General features: G+C 48.9%; 18 protein-coding genes. 9 read left to right on the top strand and 9 right to left on the bottom strand.

Annotation, left to right across the window (positions count from 1 at the left end; translation table 11 throughout):
- Positions 1 to 79: 79 nt before the first annotated feature.
- Together gyrA and H6G50_RS03950 are read left to right on the top strand one after the other, a co-directional pair.
- Positions 80 to 2647, top strand: coding sequence for a DNA topoisomerase (ATP-hydrolyzing) subunit A (gene gyrA / locus H6G50_RS03955; RefSeq protein WP_190713500.1), 2568 nt, complete (start codon positions 80 to 82; stop codon positions 2645 to 2647).
- A gap of 66 nt (positions 2648 to 2713) precedes the next feature.
- Positions 2714 to 3670, top strand: a complete 957-nt coding sequence (locus H6G50_RS03950) for an Rpn family recombination-promoting nuclease/putative transposase (RefSeq protein ID WP_190713498.1) — start codon at positions 2714 to 2716, stop codon at positions 3668 to 3670.
- A 203-nt stretch (positions 3671 to 3873) separates the two neighbouring features.
- Here the strand turns inward: H6G50_RS03950 and H6G50_RS03945 are convergent, their stop codons facing one another.
- From H6G50_RS03945 to H6G50_RS03935, 3 genes are all read right to left on the bottom strand, one after another.
- Positions 3874 to 4542 (bottom strand): urease accessory protein UreF, encoded by a 669-nt coding sequence (locus H6G50_RS03945; RefSeq protein WP_347239867.1) that lies wholly within the window; start codon positions 4540 to 4542, stop codon positions 3874 to 3876.
- Positions 4539 to 6071, bottom strand: coding sequence for an anthranilate synthase component I (trpE, locus tag H6G50_RS03940; RefSeq protein ID WP_190713496.1), 1533 nt, complete (start codon positions 6069 to 6071; stop codon positions 4539 to 4541). The genes H6G50_RS03945 and trpE overlap by 4 nt, the downstream gene beginning before the upstream one ends.
- Before the next feature lie 161 nt (positions 6072 to 6232).
- A complete protein-coding gene (locus tag H6G50_RS03935; protein WP_190713495.1) occupies positions 6233 to 6661 on the bottom strand; it encodes a photosystem I reaction center subunit II PsaD in 429 nt (142 codons plus the stop codon).
- 647 nt (positions 6662 to 7308) lie between these two features.
- Here H6G50_RS03935 and H6G50_RS03930 point away from each other — a divergent pair.
- The 3 genes from H6G50_RS03930 to H6G50_RS03920 all read left to right on the top strand — a co-directional run bounded on the left by H6G50_RS03930 (position 7309) and on the right by H6G50_RS03920 (position 10421).
- Complete coding sequence (locus tag H6G50_RS03930; RefSeq protein ID WP_347239866.1) at positions 7309 to 8070, top strand: DUF4230 domain-containing protein; 762 nt, start codon at positions 7309 to 7311, stop codon at positions 8068 to 8070.
- A 92-nt stretch (positions 8071 to 8162) separates the two neighbouring features.
- On the top strand, positions 8163 to 9968 hold the full coding sequence (gene lepA / locus H6G50_RS03925; RefSeq protein WP_190713493.1) for a translation elongation factor 4: 1806 nt from the start codon (positions 8163 to 8165) through the stop codon (positions 9966 to 9968).
- Between the two features lie 147 nt (positions 9969 to 10115).
- Positions 10116 to 10421, top strand: a complete 306-nt coding sequence (locus H6G50_RS03920; protein WP_190713491.1) for a HigA family addiction module antitoxin — start codon at positions 10116 to 10118, stop codon at positions 10419 to 10421.
- A 159-nt stretch (positions 10422 to 10580) separates the two neighbouring features.
- Here H6G50_RS03920 and H6G50_RS03915 read toward each other — a convergent pair whose 3' ends face one another.
- The gene (locus H6G50_RS03915; protein ID WP_190713489.1) at positions 10581 to 10814 is read right to left on the bottom strand and encodes a hypothetical protein; all 234 of its coding nucleotides are present in this window, start codon (positions 10812 to 10814) and stop codon (positions 10581 to 10583) included.
- A gap of 132 nt (positions 10815 to 10946) precedes the next feature.
- Between H6G50_RS03915 and H6G50_RS03910 the strand changes: the two genes are divergently transcribed.
- The 3 genes from H6G50_RS03910 to H6G50_RS03900 all read left to right on the top strand — a co-directional run bounded on the left by H6G50_RS03910 (position 10947) and on the right by H6G50_RS03900 (position 12985).
- Complete coding sequence (locus tag H6G50_RS03910) at positions 10947 to 11498, top strand: hypothetical protein (protein ID WP_190713487.1); 552 nt, start codon at positions 10947 to 10949, stop codon at positions 11496 to 11498.
- A 45-nt stretch (positions 11499 to 11543) separates the two neighbouring features.
- On the top strand, positions 11544 to 11825 hold the full coding sequence (locus H6G50_RS03905; protein WP_190713484.1) for a 4a-hydroxytetrahydrobiopterin dehydratase: 282 nt from the start codon (positions 11544 to 11546) through the stop codon (positions 11823 to 11825).
- 254 nt (positions 11826 to 12079) lie between these two features.
- Positions 12080 to 12985, top strand: coding sequence for a methylenetetrahydrofolate reductase (locus H6G50_RS03900; protein WP_190713482.1), 906 nt, complete (start codon positions 12080 to 12082; stop codon positions 12983 to 12985).
- A gap of 99 nt (positions 12986 to 13084) precedes the next feature.
- Here H6G50_RS03900 and H6G50_RS03895 read toward each other — a convergent pair whose 3' ends face one another.
- From H6G50_RS03895 to H6G50_RS03875, 5 genes are all read right to left on the bottom strand, one after another.
- Positions 13085 to 13531: a PIN domain-containing protein gene (locus H6G50_RS03895; RefSeq protein WP_190713480.1), complete on the bottom strand. Its 447-nt coding sequence runs from the start codon at positions 13529 to 13531 to the stop codon at positions 13085 to 13087.
- The gene (locus H6G50_RS03890) at positions 13522 to 13764 is read right to left on the bottom strand and encodes a DUF2281 domain-containing protein (protein WP_190713478.1); all 243 of its coding nucleotides are present in this window, start codon (positions 13762 to 13764) and stop codon (positions 13522 to 13524) included. The genes H6G50_RS03895 and H6G50_RS03890 overlap by 10 nt, the downstream gene beginning before the upstream one ends.
- Positions 13765 to 13778: 14 nt before the next feature.
- On the bottom strand, positions 13779 to 13961 hold the full coding sequence (locus tag H6G50_RS03885; RefSeq protein WP_190713476.1) for a type II toxin-antitoxin system HicB family antitoxin: 183 nt from the start codon (positions 13959 to 13961) through the stop codon (positions 13779 to 13781).
- Positions 13962 to 14098: 137 nt separating this feature from the next.
- Positions 14099 to 14776 (bottom strand): hypothetical protein, encoded by a 678-nt coding sequence (locus H6G50_RS03880; protein WP_190713474.1) that lies wholly within the window; start codon positions 14774 to 14776, stop codon positions 14099 to 14101.
- A 79-nt stretch (positions 14777 to 14855) separates the two neighbouring features.
- Positions 14856 to 15002 (bottom strand): hypothetical protein, encoded by a 147-nt coding sequence (locus tag H6G50_RS03875; RefSeq protein ID WP_190713471.1) that lies wholly within the window; start codon positions 15000 to 15002, stop codon positions 14856 to 14858.
- Between the two features lie 17 nt (positions 15003 to 15019).
- Between H6G50_RS03875 and H6G50_RS03870 the strand changes: the two genes are divergently transcribed.
- Positions 15020 to 15580 (top strand): glyoxalase-like domain protein, encoded by a 561-nt coding sequence (locus tag H6G50_RS03870; RefSeq protein WP_190713469.1) that lies wholly within the window; start codon positions 15020 to 15022, stop codon positions 15578 to 15580.
- Positions 15581 to 15621 lie beyond the last annotated feature (41 nt).

Below are 15621 nucleotides of genomic sequence, written 5' to 3'. Positions count from 1 at the left end.
TTCGCGCAAAAAGTAGCATTTAAAGCTGCTTTTTCGTATTTAACCGCCTAAACTCACTGTTATTGGAGTTTTCCGCCCCATGACTTCCGATTTTCAAGAACGGATTGTTCCCACAGATTTGAGCAACGAAATGTCGCGATCCTACCTCGAGTACGCTATGAGCGTCATCGTCGGGCGCGCGCTGCCCGACGCTCGAGACGGACTCAAACCCGTTCACCGGCGCATCCTCTACGCGATGTACGAACTGGGACTCACACCCGAACGCCCCTTCCGTAAATGCGCTCGCGTCGTCGGGGAAGTCTTGGGGAAATATCACCCCCACGGCGATACAGCCGTTTACGATGCTTTGGTTCGCATGGCGCAAGACTTCTCCATGCGCGACCCTCTCATCAACGGACACGGTAACTTCGGTTCCGTCGATAACGACCCGCCCGCTGCGATGCGTTACACCGAATGTCGCCTGCAAACCCTGGCAACGAACGCCATGCTGCGGGATATCGAATCGGAAACCGTCGATTTTGCCGATAACTTCGATGGTTCCCAACAAGAACCCGTAGTTCTTCCCGCGCGCGTTCCCCAACTCCTCCTCAACGGTTCCTCCGGGATTGCCGTGGGGATGGCCACCAACATTCCGCCGCATAACCTCAACGAACTGGTCGAAGGTTGCATCGCCCTCATCCACACTCCCGAAATTAGCGTGGAAGGGTTAATGGAATATATCAAAGGTCCCGACCTGCCCACGGGCGGTCAAATCCTGGGGCGCAGTGGGATTCGCGATGCTTACTTAACCGGGCGCGGTTCGATTACGATGCGCGGCGTTGCCAGCATCGAAACCCTGCAACAGCGCGGTCGTCCGGAACGGGAAGCGATTATTATCACCGAACTGCCCTATCAAACCAATAAAGCGGCTTTGATTGAAAAAATCGCCGAATTGGTCAATGATAAAAAGATCGATGGGATTGCAGATATTCGCGATGAGAGCGATCGCACCGGAATGCACATCGTCGTCGAACTCAAGCGCGATGCTTATCCTCGCGTCGTCCTCAATAACCTCTACAAACAAACGCCCCTCCAAGCCAACTTCGGCGCGAATATGCTGGCGCTGGTTAACGGCGAACCCCAACTCCTCGATCTCAAACAATTCCTGCGCGTTTTCCTGGACTTCCGCGTTGAATCCATTACCCGTCGCACCCAATACGAACTGCGAAAAGCCCAGGAACGCGACCATATTTTACAAGGGTTGTTGATTGCCCTCGATAACCTCGATGCCATCATTCACCTCATTCGCGCGGCAGCCGACACGGTGACGGCGAAAGCAGAACTCGTCGAACAATTCGGACTGTCTGAAGTGCAAGCCGATGCGATTTTACAAATGCAGTTACGACGTTTAACTGCATTAGAAGCCGAAAAAATTCAAGCCGAACACGAAGAATTGCTCGAAAAAATTGCCGACTTGCAGGATATTCTCGCTCGTCGGGAACGCATCGATGCAATTATTGAAGAGGAATTGCGCGAAATCCAAAAAATTCACGCAACTCCGCGCCGCACTGAAATCGTACAAGCGGAAGGCGAACTGCTGGATACGGATCTAATCGCTAACGAACAAGCCGTTATTTTGCTGACCGAACAAGGATATATTAAGCGGATGCCGGTGGCGACGTTTGAGGCACAAAACCGGGCAACGCGGGGCCGTGCTGGGGCGAAAATGAAGGAAGATGATGGTGTCGAACATTTCATTACTTGTTGCGACCACGACAATATTTTATTCTTTAGCGATCGCGGCGTAGTTTACTGCATCAATGCCTATCACATTCCCGTTTCTTCTCGTACCGCGCGCGGCGTTCCCATCGTACAAATGCTGCCGATTACGCGAGAAGAAAAAATCACCTCCCTCGTCCCCGTCAGCGCTTTTACTGAAGATGAATACTTGGTGATGCTAACTCGTCAAGGTTGCATTAAAAAAACCGCCCTCGCTGCATTTAGCAATATTCGCACGAATGGTTTAATTGCGATTTCTTTGGTGGAGGGCGACGAATTGCGCTGGGTGCGCCTTGCCAAACGCGAAGATAGCGTTATCATCGGTTCTCGCCAAGGGATGGCAATTCACTTCCGCACCGACGACCAACAATTGCGTCCTTTAGGACGGGCGACGCGGGGCGTGAAATCGATGAATTTGCCTGACGGCGATGCAGCCATTGGGATGGATATTATTCCCAGTCAAATTGTTGCTGAAATTGCGATCGGTAGCGAGGAAGAAAGCGACGATGAAAACGGAGTTGAAGATGTCGTTACCGAAGCGGGAGAGGGCCCTTGGATCTTAGCGGTGACGAAAAACGGCTACGGCAAACGCATTCCTATCAATCAATTCCGCTTGCAAAAACGCGCGGGTAAGGGCTTGAAAGCGATTAAGTTCCGATCCCAAGATGCCCTGGTTGCGTTGAAAGTTGTCGATCGCGGCGATGAGTTGATGATGGTGACGAATCGGGGGATTATCATCCGGCAAGCTGTGGATGCGATTTCGCCTCAATCGCGCAAGGCGACGGGCGTTCGGGTGCAGCGTTTGGATGGTGACGATGCGATCGCGGCGGTGGCTGTGGTGCCGCCTTCTCCGGAAGGGGAAAGTATCAGTAGCGAGGAGGAAGAGTAAAATAGGGGGCATAGCAATGCTATGCCCTTATGATTCTTTAATTTCGTGGACTCGAGGTTTAATAATATGAACTTTGTTAATCCTAAAACCGATTTCGCCTTTAAAAAAATTTTTGGTTCCCAACAGAGTAAAGCAATTCTCATCAGTTTTCTGAATAGCATTCTTTACCCCAGTGCGCCCTATATTAAAAACTTAAAAATTCTCAATCCTTATCAAGCTCCTCGCATCCGAGGGATTAAAGATACTTATTTAGACATTAAAGCACTTCTGAGCGACGGTACTACGGTCATTATTGAAATGCAAGTTTTAAATATTGAAGGGTTTGAGAAGCGCATTCTCTACAATGCTGCTAAATCTTATTCCATTCAACTCGCACCGGGAGACGATTATACGCTCTTGAATCCGGTGATTGCTTTAACGATTACGGACTTTGAAATGTTTCCCGATATCGAGCGCGCGATTACTCGATTCATTCTTAAAGAACGAGATTACCTGGTCGATTATATTATCGACGATCTCGAACTGGTTTTTGTTGAATTGCCGAAATTTAATCGAGAGTTAGACGAACTCACAAGCCTTGCCGATAAATGGTTGTATTTCATCAAAAATGCCCGGGAACTAGAGAAAGTTCCCGATGATTTTCAAGAAGTCCCGGAACTCAAAAGAGCCTTTGAAATTGCGAACCGCGCCAACCTCAGCCGCGAAGAACTCGAAGAGTTAGAAAAACACGAAATCTTTATCCACGACCAACGGAACGCGATTAAGAGGGCTTTGAAGCAAGGATTGGAGAAGGGGCGCAAACAAGGGTTAGAGAAAGGGCTGAAAGAAGGGTTGGAGAAGGGACAGAAAGCAGGACATAAAGAGGGGCGTAAAGAGGGACTAAAGGAAGGGCGCGAAGAAGGAAGGCGGGAAGCTCAAATCGTGATGGTGCGACAACTTTTAGGGGTGTTAGACGAGGAAACAATTCACCAAACGACGGGATTTAGCCTGGAAGAAATTCGCCAGATCGCTTCGGAAAATTGACTAAGTTGTAATCTCAAATAAGCTTGTTAATGTACTACCGAAAACCTTAAGTTGAGACCCATGAATCCACGAGAATCGGGTTTATACCAATTTAAGATTGCGTTACCTAGAGTAAACTCTCCTAAATTCTCAGGATGACGGTGCGTTACGCTTCGCTAACACACCCTACTTTTCATTCTATGCAGCTTCACATTAATTTGGTATTAACTCCGAAACAACCGCGTATACTGGGTTTCGTGGTTCATACTCGCCAGCGATAACCCCCAAGTGCAACTGTCTAACTCATCGTCCTGAAGGGCAATAATTTCGCGGGTGGCGGTTAAGATGCGATCGCGCAGTCCGAAAAGGATTTGCTGCCCTTCCGTTTGTCCCAAGGGAATGAGTTTAACTCCCGCGCTGACGAGGTTTGCCGCCCAAGCGTGTAAATAAGCCGCGATCGCGTCTTTGGGGTCGATCTGCCACGCTGCGATCGCAATTCCCCACGCGATCGCGTAATTACAGGGTTTTATCTCGGCAAACGATCGTAATTCTGGCTGCAAACTTGCCATCAATCTCAACAGCGACTCGCCCATCTGCCAACTCTGCTGGCGCAATTCCTGGGTTTCTCGACTCGCCGACAGCCAAGCATTCCAAGCTTCCAAGCAATCGCGATCTGGCCAGTTTTCCACCGCCCGCAGCATGACCGCCGCTTCGATCCGAATCGTCCCTTCGCACAACTCACGCTCGATCCAACAGCACAATTTATCTCTTTTGTCAACAACATTTTGTTCGACCAGCAATTCCAGCCCTTCCGAATAGCTGTAAGCGCCGACGGGTAGAGAGGAACTGGCGAGTTGCAGGAGATGGAGCAGTTCGGCGTTAGCGACGTTCACTGCAAACAGCGGATGGCTTCGAGCAACCCGCGCGCTTTATTGAGAGTTTCTTCGTATTCCTTTTCCGGGACGGAATCTGCCACTAAACCCGCACCCGCTTGCACGGAAACGAGACGATCGCCGCCGCTTTGAGGGCGAACTACCATCGTGCGAATCGCGATCGCGCTGTTTAACTGCCCCTCAAAGTCATAGTAGCCGTAAACGCCAGAATATACGCCGCGCCGTTCCGGTTCGAGTTCGTGGATGATTTCCATTGCCCGAATTTTCGGCGCGCCGCTTACCGTTCCGGCGGGGAATGTCGCTTGCAGCAAGTCCCAAGCACTTTTTCCCTTCTCCAGTTCTCCCACCACATTACTGACAATGTGCATAACGTGGGAGTAGCGCTCGATAACCATTAACTCGTCTACGCTGACGCTGCCCTTAACGCAGACTCGCCCTAAATCGTTGCGTCCCAAATCGACTAACATGACGTGTTCGGCAATTTCCTTGGGATCGGCGAGTAATTCCTCAGCCAGGGCTTCATCTTCAGTTTGGCTCGCACCGCGAGGGCGCGTTCCCGCGATCGGGCGCACGACGGCGCTAAGCGAACCACTCTGCGATCGCTCTGCTTTCACCATAATCTCCGGACTCGAGCCGATAATTTGCCAATCTCCGAAGTTGTAGTAAGCCATGTAAGGCGAAGGATTAATCAGGCGTAGGGAACGATAAAGCTCGAAGGGATGTCCCCGATAGGGCGTGGAAAGTCGCTGAGAGAGGACGACTTGAAAAATATCCCCGGCGCGAATATAATCTTTCGCCTTATTGACATTTTCACAAAACTGTGTTTTTGAGGTGTTGCTTTGATAGTTTAAGGGGAGGGAATTTGGGGACAGGGCAGTTGTAGAACGCCATTCTAACGGCTGGGCTTCTACGGGGAGGGGCAATTGCAGCTTGACGGAGAGTTTGGTAACGCGATCGCACGCTTCTTGGTACGCAGCTTTTAAATCCACATTTTCCCCGCGCAAATCTGCGTAAGCGATCGCCCAAATTTTCCGCTTCACCTGATCGAACACGAGCAAATTATCCACCTGCATCCAAATGCCATCCGGTTCGCTCTCGGGCGATGCGGGATAAACCGGAACGCGCGGTTCGATCCACTTAATCAGTTCGTACCCCCAAAATCCAAATAAACCGCCAATTCCGGGCGGTAGCTGGGGAAGTTGCACCGGATGAATCGGTTCGAGACATTGCTCTAAAATTTTGAAAGGATTGCCCGAGTGAGTTTCAATCGAACCATCCCGATAAATTTGCGTCGTGCGATCGCCTCGAGCTTCCAAAACCCAGGTGGGATCGCAACCGATAAAACTGTAGCGCCCCAGATTTTCTCCCCCTTCCACCGATTCCAGCAAAAAGCTGTAAGGTTCGCTCGTGCAAACCTTATACCACGCCGACACGGGCGTTTCTAAATCGGCAACTCGTTCCTGATAAACCGGAACAAAATTACCTTGCTTGGCCAACCTCGAGAACTCAGAGAAATCGGGAAAAATCATAAAGTAAGGAGCGAGTTAAATAATTGACAATTGATGGGGGACAATTGACAATACAATTCCTTAAAAGAGCCTAACGGCAACAGACACCAAACAACTGATGGCTCGTCTCCAACCGAGCGGCTAGAGACCCACCATCAGTTCTAGGGAACCCGTGCCGAAGTTTAGACTTCGTAAGTCTTTTGACCGGAGAACTTAATTGTGGCCGGCTCGGGGTTTGCACCGATCGGACGACCTTTTGTATTGACAGCAGAACGACCTTCGTTCACCTTTTCAGGGAACACGCCGTCAGCCGGATGGAGGAATTGAGTTTCTCCGTTGGGATAAACTCGGTAAACTTTAAAGTTTTCAATTTTGGGCTTGAACTTCGTGCGGAACTGAGTTCCTAAAGCGAGACATTGCTCTTTGCGAGCGAGATAGAGCAGGTTTTCGCCTTCGTTCATGATGGCAGCGCCACCCGTTGGCATTTCAAACACTTGCTCTTTGGTGGAAGTCCAGGTAATTGCGTATTTTTCTTCTACATCCGCTTTGGTTAACAGACCGCCTGTGCTGCCCCCAAACTTGGGAGGCTTCCCAGTAAGCTCTTCTGACATAAAATCTTCTCTCAACTAAAAGGGATTTATGGGAATGCTATCACCGAGCGTCCGTTGTTTTGTCGCTTTGTCAAGAACTGTTACAGTTCGGGGGATGGGGGGACTGGGGGAGGGGGTGACTGGGGGAGGGGGTGACGGGGGTGTTGAATTCGTATAAACTCTACTGGAAAAGAGGGAAGCGATCGCTTATTTTGTAGCGTAGGATAGAGGGGCATCGATAATCCCGCCCGCCCAGATTATCAGGAGTAACTTTGACATCCTCACCGCCCTAAAAGTGCGGTGATTCCTAAACCTCACGCGCCCATCCATGTTTTTGAGTTCTCCTCAAAAACGAGGACGCTACGATTCAGGTTTCTGCTTCATTGCAACTGCCTCCACCCGCAAGGAGTTTTATGGTCTTACGTTCGCTCCACAGACTATCCCCGCTAGCAAGCGCGGTTCTTAGGTGTCGAAATTCCGAAAAGAATTTCTCGGTTTTTGGTTGATTCGAGGGATGGCTCTACCCATTGCCCCGTCCTCTTTTCCCGGTCTACCGATTTTTCTTCCCCGTTGCGAAGTTTCGCAAGCTTTGGTGTTATGGTTTATGTCTCCATCGTCGCGGGTGGGTCATTGACCAACACGATTCTACCAAAAATTAATGTAAAGCCGTGCTTCTAGCACGGGGTTTCAAACCCATTTTTCTGATGAACGATCGCGCCACCAAAAACAGCAGCCTCAGCCTTCCTCTTTTGTTCGTGCGAAACCTCTGGTCGATGGCGACGGGGACGCTCGCCTTAATGATACTGTTTAATGCGATCGGGGTTTTGCGCGCGGGCGATCGCATCGTGGCGCAAGTTCGAGACTTTTTCAGCGCACCCCCACCTCAACCCCAAGTCGAACCCTCCAACCTCATCGTCCATCAAGTCCGCAGCGCTAGCGAACTCACCACCGCCGTTTTTGCGATGGAAGCTGTCGTTCCCACCCACAAAGATCGCACCCTCGGCAAACTCGTTGTTGGGAAAACCAGCCTTCTGTATACCGCTTACGGCGAAGTTCGCGCCGGAGTCGATCTCTCCCAATTTACCGCCAGCAACCTCCGCACGGAAAATAACACCCTTTACGTGCAACTCCCCGCCCCAAAAATTCTCGATAGCAAAATCGATGTCAACCGTTCCGAAGTTTACAACTACAATCGCGGTTTCCTCAATTTAGGGCCGGATGCTGCCGCAGAATTGCAAACCCTCGCCCAGCGAGAAACTTTAGATAAAATTGTCAAGAATGCTTGCACGCAAGGCGTTTTGGACGATGCGAACGAGCGCGCTGAGTTAGTCGTGACTAAAATCTTATCAACTGCCGGTTACAGCGACGTTCGGGTACAAACGACACCGCCCGATCTTCAAGCTTGCCAAGCTGCCTCTGTTGGAGTTTAGCGACACGGTAACATCAAAATTCCCGCTCGCCTCCAGAAACCATTAAAATACATGAAGTTCTCTTGCGCTTTGCTGCCGCTTGTAATCTTCGTATGACAGACGTACCCGTTTCTCGCATCCGTAATTTTTGCATTATCGCTCACATCGACCACGGCAAATCGACGCTAGCCGATCGCTTGCTTCAGGCGACGGGGACGGTGGAACAGCGGCAGATGAAAGAACAGTTCCTCGATAATATGGACTTGGAGCGCGAACGCGGCATTACGATTAAGTTGCAGGCGGCGCGGATGAACTATACGGCGGCGGACGGCGAAAAGTATGTTTTAAATTTAATCGATACGCCGGGTCACGTTGATTTTTCCTATGAAGTTTCGCGATCGCTCGTCGCCTGCGAAGGGGCATTATTAGTGGTGGATGCTTCCCAAGGTGTGGAAGCGCAGACCCTTGCTAACGTCTATCTCGCGCTGGAAAACGACTTAGAAATTATCCCCGTATTAAATAAGATCGATCTTCCGGGGGCAGATACCGAGCGCGTTATCGAAGAAATTGAAGAAACCATCGGACTCGATTGCAGCAATGCCATCCTCGCTTCAGCTAAAGAAGGCAAAGGCATACCGGAAATTTTAGAGGCGATCGTGCAATTAGTGCCGCCGCCCAAAGATACGATCGCAGAACCCTTACGCGCCCTGATTTTTGATAGTTATTACGACGCTTATCGGGGCGTGGTGGTGTATTTCCGGGTGATGGATGGAACAGTGAAAAAAGGCGATCGCGTGCGGTTAATGGCCTCGAAAAAAGAATACGCGATCGACGAACTCGGTATCCTTTCTCCCCACCAAATTCCCGTCGAAGAACTCCACGCAGGCGAAGTGGGTTACTTTGCCGCCGCCATTAAAGCTGTCGAAGATGCGCGCGTCGGCGACACGATTACCCTCGCCGCTGCCCCCGCCGCCGAACCCCTCCCCGGTTATACTGAAGCCAAGCCGATGGTATTCTGCGGGCTATTTCCTACCGATTCCGACCAATACAGCGACTTGCGCGAAGCCCTAGAAAAGCTCAAACTCAACGACGCAGCGCTGCAATACGAACCGGAAACCTCAACAGCGATGGGGTTTGGCTTCCGCTGCGGTTTCCTCGGATTGTTGCACATGGAAATCGTCCAAGAACGCTTAGAACGCGAGTATAACCTCGATTTAATCGTCACTGCGCCTTCTGTGGTGTACCGCGTCACAACGGTACAGGGTGAGGTGTTTGAGGTGGATAATCCCAGCCAACTGCCGGATCCGGGCAAGCGCGAGAAAATCGAGGAACCTTACGTGCGGGTTGAGGTGCTTTCGCCAGAAACTTACGTCGGCACATTAATGGATTTATGTCAAACGCGGCGCGGCGAATTTAAAGATATGAAATATTTCACGCCGACGCGAACGAGTTTGGTGTATGAGTTGCCGTTAGCGGAGGTGGTAACGGACTTTTTCGATCAAATGAAGTCGCGATCGCGCGGTTATGCCAGCATGGAATATCACCTGATTGGCTACCGCGAAAATCACCTTGTCAAACTGGATATTTTAGTCAACGGCGATGCTGTCGATTCACTCTCAACCATCGTCCACCGCGATAAAGCCTATTATGTCGGACGCGCGCTGACGGAGAAGTTGCGAGAATTAATTCCGCGCCATCAATTTAAGATTCCCATCCAAGCCGCAATTGGGGCAAAAGTGATTGCTAGCGAACACATTCCTGCGTTGAGAAAAGACGTATTAGCGAAGTGTTACGGCGGCGATATTACCCGGAAGAAAAAGCTGCTGGAAAAGCAAGCGAAAGGGAAGAAACGAATGAAGGCGATTGGAACGGTGGACGTGCCGCAAGAAGCGTTTATGGCGGTGTTGAAATTAGAGTAATTGTCAGTCGATTGAACAGCAATTTAATCATGAGGGGGGATTTTCAGTCGTGCTGCGACTGCGCTCCCCTTTATAGCAATATGTATTTTATGAGGTGAGGCAGAATTGGGTTTGAAACTATAAGTTTGAAGACTATCATTAACTAAGATGAAAGAATTTGAAGAGATTATTGCCAGAAAAGTAAGACCCATCCATCCCGGTGAAGTTATTGAAGACATTCTTGAAGAATTAGAGATATCTCAAACAAAATTTGCTGAAATTTTAGGCGTATCATACAGTACCCTGAATGATATCATTCAAGTTAAAAAACAAATTACAGTCGATCTGAGCATTCGGTTAGGAAAAGCGTTAGGCAACGGGCCTCAACTCTGGTTAAATCTACAACAGAAAGTCGAGCTTTGGGATGCACTACAGAACCCAGAGGAATACAATAAAGTGATGACTGTTGTCTAGGACAAGCAGTTACAGCGATTTTCTATTTTCTAAAAGAAATGGACAATTATTTAATTACCCATAACCCTTCAATCCTACAGCAATTTTGGCTGCCTTTATCGCTAAAAAGTAGAGTTCGTTAGCGGAGCGTAACGCACTACTACCTCTCAGTTCCAAGCGTTATAAAAGACTGGATAGCTCATCACCTGCGCGCAATTCCAAATACCTTTGTTTCTCTTCCTCAAATTCGTCGAGTTGGAAGATTTCTAAGACTTGCGCGACAGAAACGCGATCGAGCGCGCCAATATTGGCTAAATCTTGAAAATAAATCCAGAAACGCCGATATTTACTCTCAATATAATCTTCTGTTTCATCTTCACGCTCAATGTCCTTCTCCGCTTCAAAAGTCGGCAAATAATTGATAAAGCGAGGGGATGCTTGAGTGCGATTGTCAAAAGTGCGTTAAAAGTGCTAAATTAGAGGCAGAAGAGGCAAACAGCGTAGCAACAAAGATATTGATAACCTTCTCTAAAAATTGTTAGATTCGTGAGTCAATTCCTACCTGAATTTTGCAGCTTTCTGAAGTTAAAAACCTCTCGATCGCGCCGAGGCCAATTCGCCCACCTCGCCGCGATCGCCTTCCTCATTGTTGCAGGCTGTACTTCGCCAAAAGAACGAGATTTCAGCGAATATTCCCAGCTTCCTGCGATTAAAACTTATCTGAGCGATCGCGTTTGCAGTAAGGGTTTTGGAGGGAAAACCTACGCCGCCTACGAAGTTTTAGGCACTGAAACGGAAGGAAATACCGAGCAACTTTATCTTTGGGTGTTGTGCCAAGAATTTTATCAAAAAAATGGCAAACTCGAACAAGGAACGGGGAGTAGTTCTCCGGTTCGCTTAACTGTTGCTCGCTCGCCGCAGGAATTCAAGGTTCTCAGCCATCAACAACCGCGATCGGGTACATTATATGCCGAAGACTTACAGAAAATGTTTCCCGAAAGGATTATAAAAAGTTGGAACTCTCAAGGGACTGAAGCGCAAAATATACGAGTGAAGAAATTACAAGACGAAGTTGAAGCAGAAGCGAAGCGGAAGTAAGCAGTATCCTATGATAGTTTTATTCAAGCGAGAGGAAAAGTGAAAATGGCAATTAAAAAGCTCAGCCACGAGGAAATTTTAAACGCGATCGCGTCTTTAAAGGATTGGTCGTTAGTTGAAGGAAAATTACATAAAGAGTTTAAGTTCAAGAACTTTGTCGAGGCGTTTGGATTTATGACGCAGGTAGCGATTCTGGCTGAAAAAATGGATCATCACCCCGAATGGTTTAATGTTTACAACAAGGTCGCGATCGATCTGACGACGCACGATGCGGGGGGAATTAGCCAGCGAGATCTCAAACTGGCGCGAGAAATTGATGCACTCTAATTCCTGCGGGTTTGTTTCATAAAATTGCGAATTTGTCAAGTTTTTGCTGGAAGCTCGGACAACTGTTAAGATCGGTTGACAGTCAACGCACGGATGAATGGCACTGACTTAAAGCTGGTGGGCGCTGCCCACCCTACGAAATATCAATAACGACGTTGTATACAACGTCTCTACGGCGATTTTTCAACTCTTATTTCAGTGCCATTCAACGCACGGATAACTGATGACTGATGACGGATAACTGATAACTGAAGATGACCGATCGCTTTCGCCAAGCTGTCCTAGCTAAAGAATTTCTCGTGACTGCCGAAGTTTGCCCCCCGAAAGGGGGCAATCCGTCTCATATGCTAAAAATGGCGGCAACCCTAAAAGGGCGAGTTCACGCCGTCAATATTACCGATGGCAGTCGCGCGGTGTTGCGAATGTCTTCGCTAGCGGCTTCGACGATTTTATTACAACAGGGCATCGAGCCGATCTGTCAGGTGGCGTGCCGCGATCGCAACGCTATTGGATTGCAAGCCGACTTAATGGGAGCGAATGCCCTCGGAATCCGCAACATTTTGGCGCTAACGGGCGATCCGGTGAAAGCGGGGGATCATAAAGAAGCCAGAGGTGTTTTTGAACTGGAATCGGTACGATTGTTGCGCGCGATCGCGAAACTCAATCAAGGTTTCGATCTCAACGAAAAACCCCTCACCGACGAACCCACCGATTTATTTGCCGGTGCTGCGGTCGATCCGCAACTGAAAAGTTGGTCGGGATTGCAACGACGCTTCGAGCGCAAACTCGAAGCAGGGGCGCAGTTTTTCCAAAGTCAACTGATTACCGATTTCGATCGCCTCGATAAGTTCATGCAGAAAGTTGCCGTCGAAAGCGACAAACCGATCCTAGCCGGAATTTTCTTACTCAAATCGGCTAAAAATGCCAACTTTATCAATCGCTGCGTGCCGGGAGTTCAAATTCCCCAAGATATTATCGATCGCCTCGCGAAAGCCTCAGACCCCCTCGAAGAAGGCATGAAAATCGCAGCAGAACAGGTGAAGTTGGCTCGGGAACTCTGCCAAGGCGTTCACATGATGGCCGTGCGGCGTGAAGACTTAATCGCTCCGATTCTGGATTTAGCGGGCATTGAACCGTTGAGCGTGGTTTCTAAATCTTAACTGAGGAGCGATCGCGAGCTTACCCACGACCAAAACAATTCGGTAAGACCTATCGACACAATCCGAGCGCGAATCCGACTCAGACGCGACTGTTACCCATCACTTCGATCGTCCAATATCTTCAACCGTTAACACCATTTGATGGGTCAACTGCTTCCATTGACGGTCGTTCGTCACGATGTAATTTGCCTGATGTGCGATCGCCGTACCTAGTTGAATGGCATCCGGTGTTTTGAGTTGGTATTTAGCTCGAAGAGCAATCGACTGCTCTGCGATCGCTTGATTAACAGGCAGCAGTCTTACCCGACTAGAACTCGTAAAATATACTCGATATTGTTCTACTAATGCCTGATTGCCCATCCGAGCCGGAAGCGTCGCAATCTCAATAAACGTCACGATGGACGAAATGATTTCAGCTTCTTGTTCGTGTACCTGATTAAACAACCGCTCCACGTAAGGAAAGAAAGTTGGATGTCGTTCAAAGAAATAAATGAACGGAGCCGTATCCAGAAAAATAACATCACCTTTTTTTAAAATCAATCCCATGCTGCCCGTTCCTGCTGGAGATACTGCTCCACATTGACGCTCTGCCAAACTTCTTGACCTAGCCCCGCAGCTTGACGGAAATCTAAGAGTTGAGGCTCTGTAGACGTGGCAACCTCTGTGGACAATTGGCGCGATCGCTTTTGCAGCAGAAACTCAGCAAAGTCTAAAATCTCTGCTGCTTGCTCCTCCGGTAAAGATTTCGCTAACTCATAGAGTTTATCCGCGCTACTCATCTCATGCTCCTAACTTAATACTCAGCAACACGACGAATATTCGGAATAGTATTGCTCGTTAAATCTCGATAGAGAGCGAGTAAATTTTCCTTTAATTCTCGCTCGCTTTCGCCTTGCGTCCAGTAATCTGGATATTCTTCCAGATAACCGAGCCACATTTCTTCATCTTGCCAATAGACGTATTTCTTGATATCCATATCAACCTCTTTTTCGAGTAGAAAAAAGTTTCGGTTTCTGGGGAGAAACGGCAACGCGCAACCCGACAAAAGAGCATTTTCTATCAAGTAGGAAGTGTAGGGTGCGTTAGAGAAGCGTAACGCACCGCCTCACAGCCTTAAATCGAATCGCTCAACACCAACTCGCCTTCCTTGATTTCCTCCCCAACTTCGGCTTCTTCGCTCGCGTCGGACATATAAATTTGACGGATATCTTCAGGTAAGCGCGCTTCCAAAATTCGATAGCCTTGTTGCAATTCGGTGCGAACGCGAGCGGGCGAAATTGATTCCCCTTCAGCTTGCAAGTAAGCCGCAATGCGCGTTTCGCTCCAACGGAAGGTTTGCGCCATCACGACAATTAAACGCAGCATCGGCGGCAAACTTTCTAGGGCTTGTTCCACATAACACCATAAAGGTGGCGAAGCGGCTTTGAGATCGTAGGTAATCGATTCTACCGGCGGTACAACGCCTTGATTGATACATAAAGCCGTGACATTAATCACCCAACTTTGGAAAGAACTGGGTTCGTTCGCGCCTTCGGTTCGCAGCACTAAGCCGCGCATTTCGTAGAAGATGTGCCGCCAAGTCAGCGCAAACAAATAATCGGCTTGAACGGGCGATCGCGCTGAATGACCGATTAAGGAATAAACAATGGGATAATAGCGACAGAAGATCGTGACGAAATACTTCCCCTGTTCCGGATAGCGCTGAAACAGAGTCAGCAACTCGCTATCGCTGTGGTGAAATAGGGACTTGACCAGAGGATGTTTGGATTCGGGAAATTGCTGAGTTAACACGGCAGGCGCTCGATACCTCTCACCACTAGAAATTAGACCTGTAGCATTAGTAGCAGAGAGTTCGCGCGATCGCAAGTCTTTATTGCGATTTTAAAAGAATTATCTTCCTTTGCAGAAAATCATGCAACCTCAGCGCGTCGTTGTAGGCAACCGGGAAGCGACAAACCCGGGCGCGCGATCGCTGCCAATAAGCTAACTTAAAATAGTACAGTGTATGTTCGACCATTATTCTAAGTCCTAACAATGCCGATCTTCGATAACTTAGGCGCGTTTATTCCCCCGCTCGATAGCTTATTTTCCACGCAAGGCATCATGGTAATGCTACTCGCTGCCTACGCTGGAGCGATGTGGATGTTTCTTACTAGCGCCCCCAAGGTTCATACCGTCATGGTATCCGACCTAGAAATCGCGCGCCAATTTTATGAGGGGCTGCTAAACCTTCCTGTCGCAGATATCCCCCTGCATTATTACTATAACTACGAACAAACTTTGGGCGCGACGGGCATGGATCCGCTTTATATGTCCGTTACGCCGACAACAACCGCTGCACCGGGGCGCGGTGCTGCCGATGGCTTGTGGTATCAACTCAAAAAGAACACCCAACTGCACGTTATTATGGGAGCGAGTTACGGACATAACAATCGGCAGCGTCACGTTTGCTTCGATCGCGACTGTCTGAACGAAGTCTTATTGCGCGTTCAGTCCCGCCGCTTGAAATATAAAGTTCGCACCAATAAACCCTTGAATTTTTTGGTGAAGGATTTAGACAATCGCACGATTGAGTTATCTGAGGTTACGAATTAGTCGAAACTCGATAGGAAAGCCCGATTCTAAGACAGAATCGG

The organism is Oscillatoria sp. FACHB-1406, assembly GCF_014698145.1.
GTDB lineage: Bacteria > Cyanobacteriota > Cyanobacteriia > Cyanobacteriales > Spirulinaceae > FACHB-1406.
Note: the sequence above shows the minus strand (reverse complement) of the source record. Positions and strands in the feature narration are given on the sequence as shown.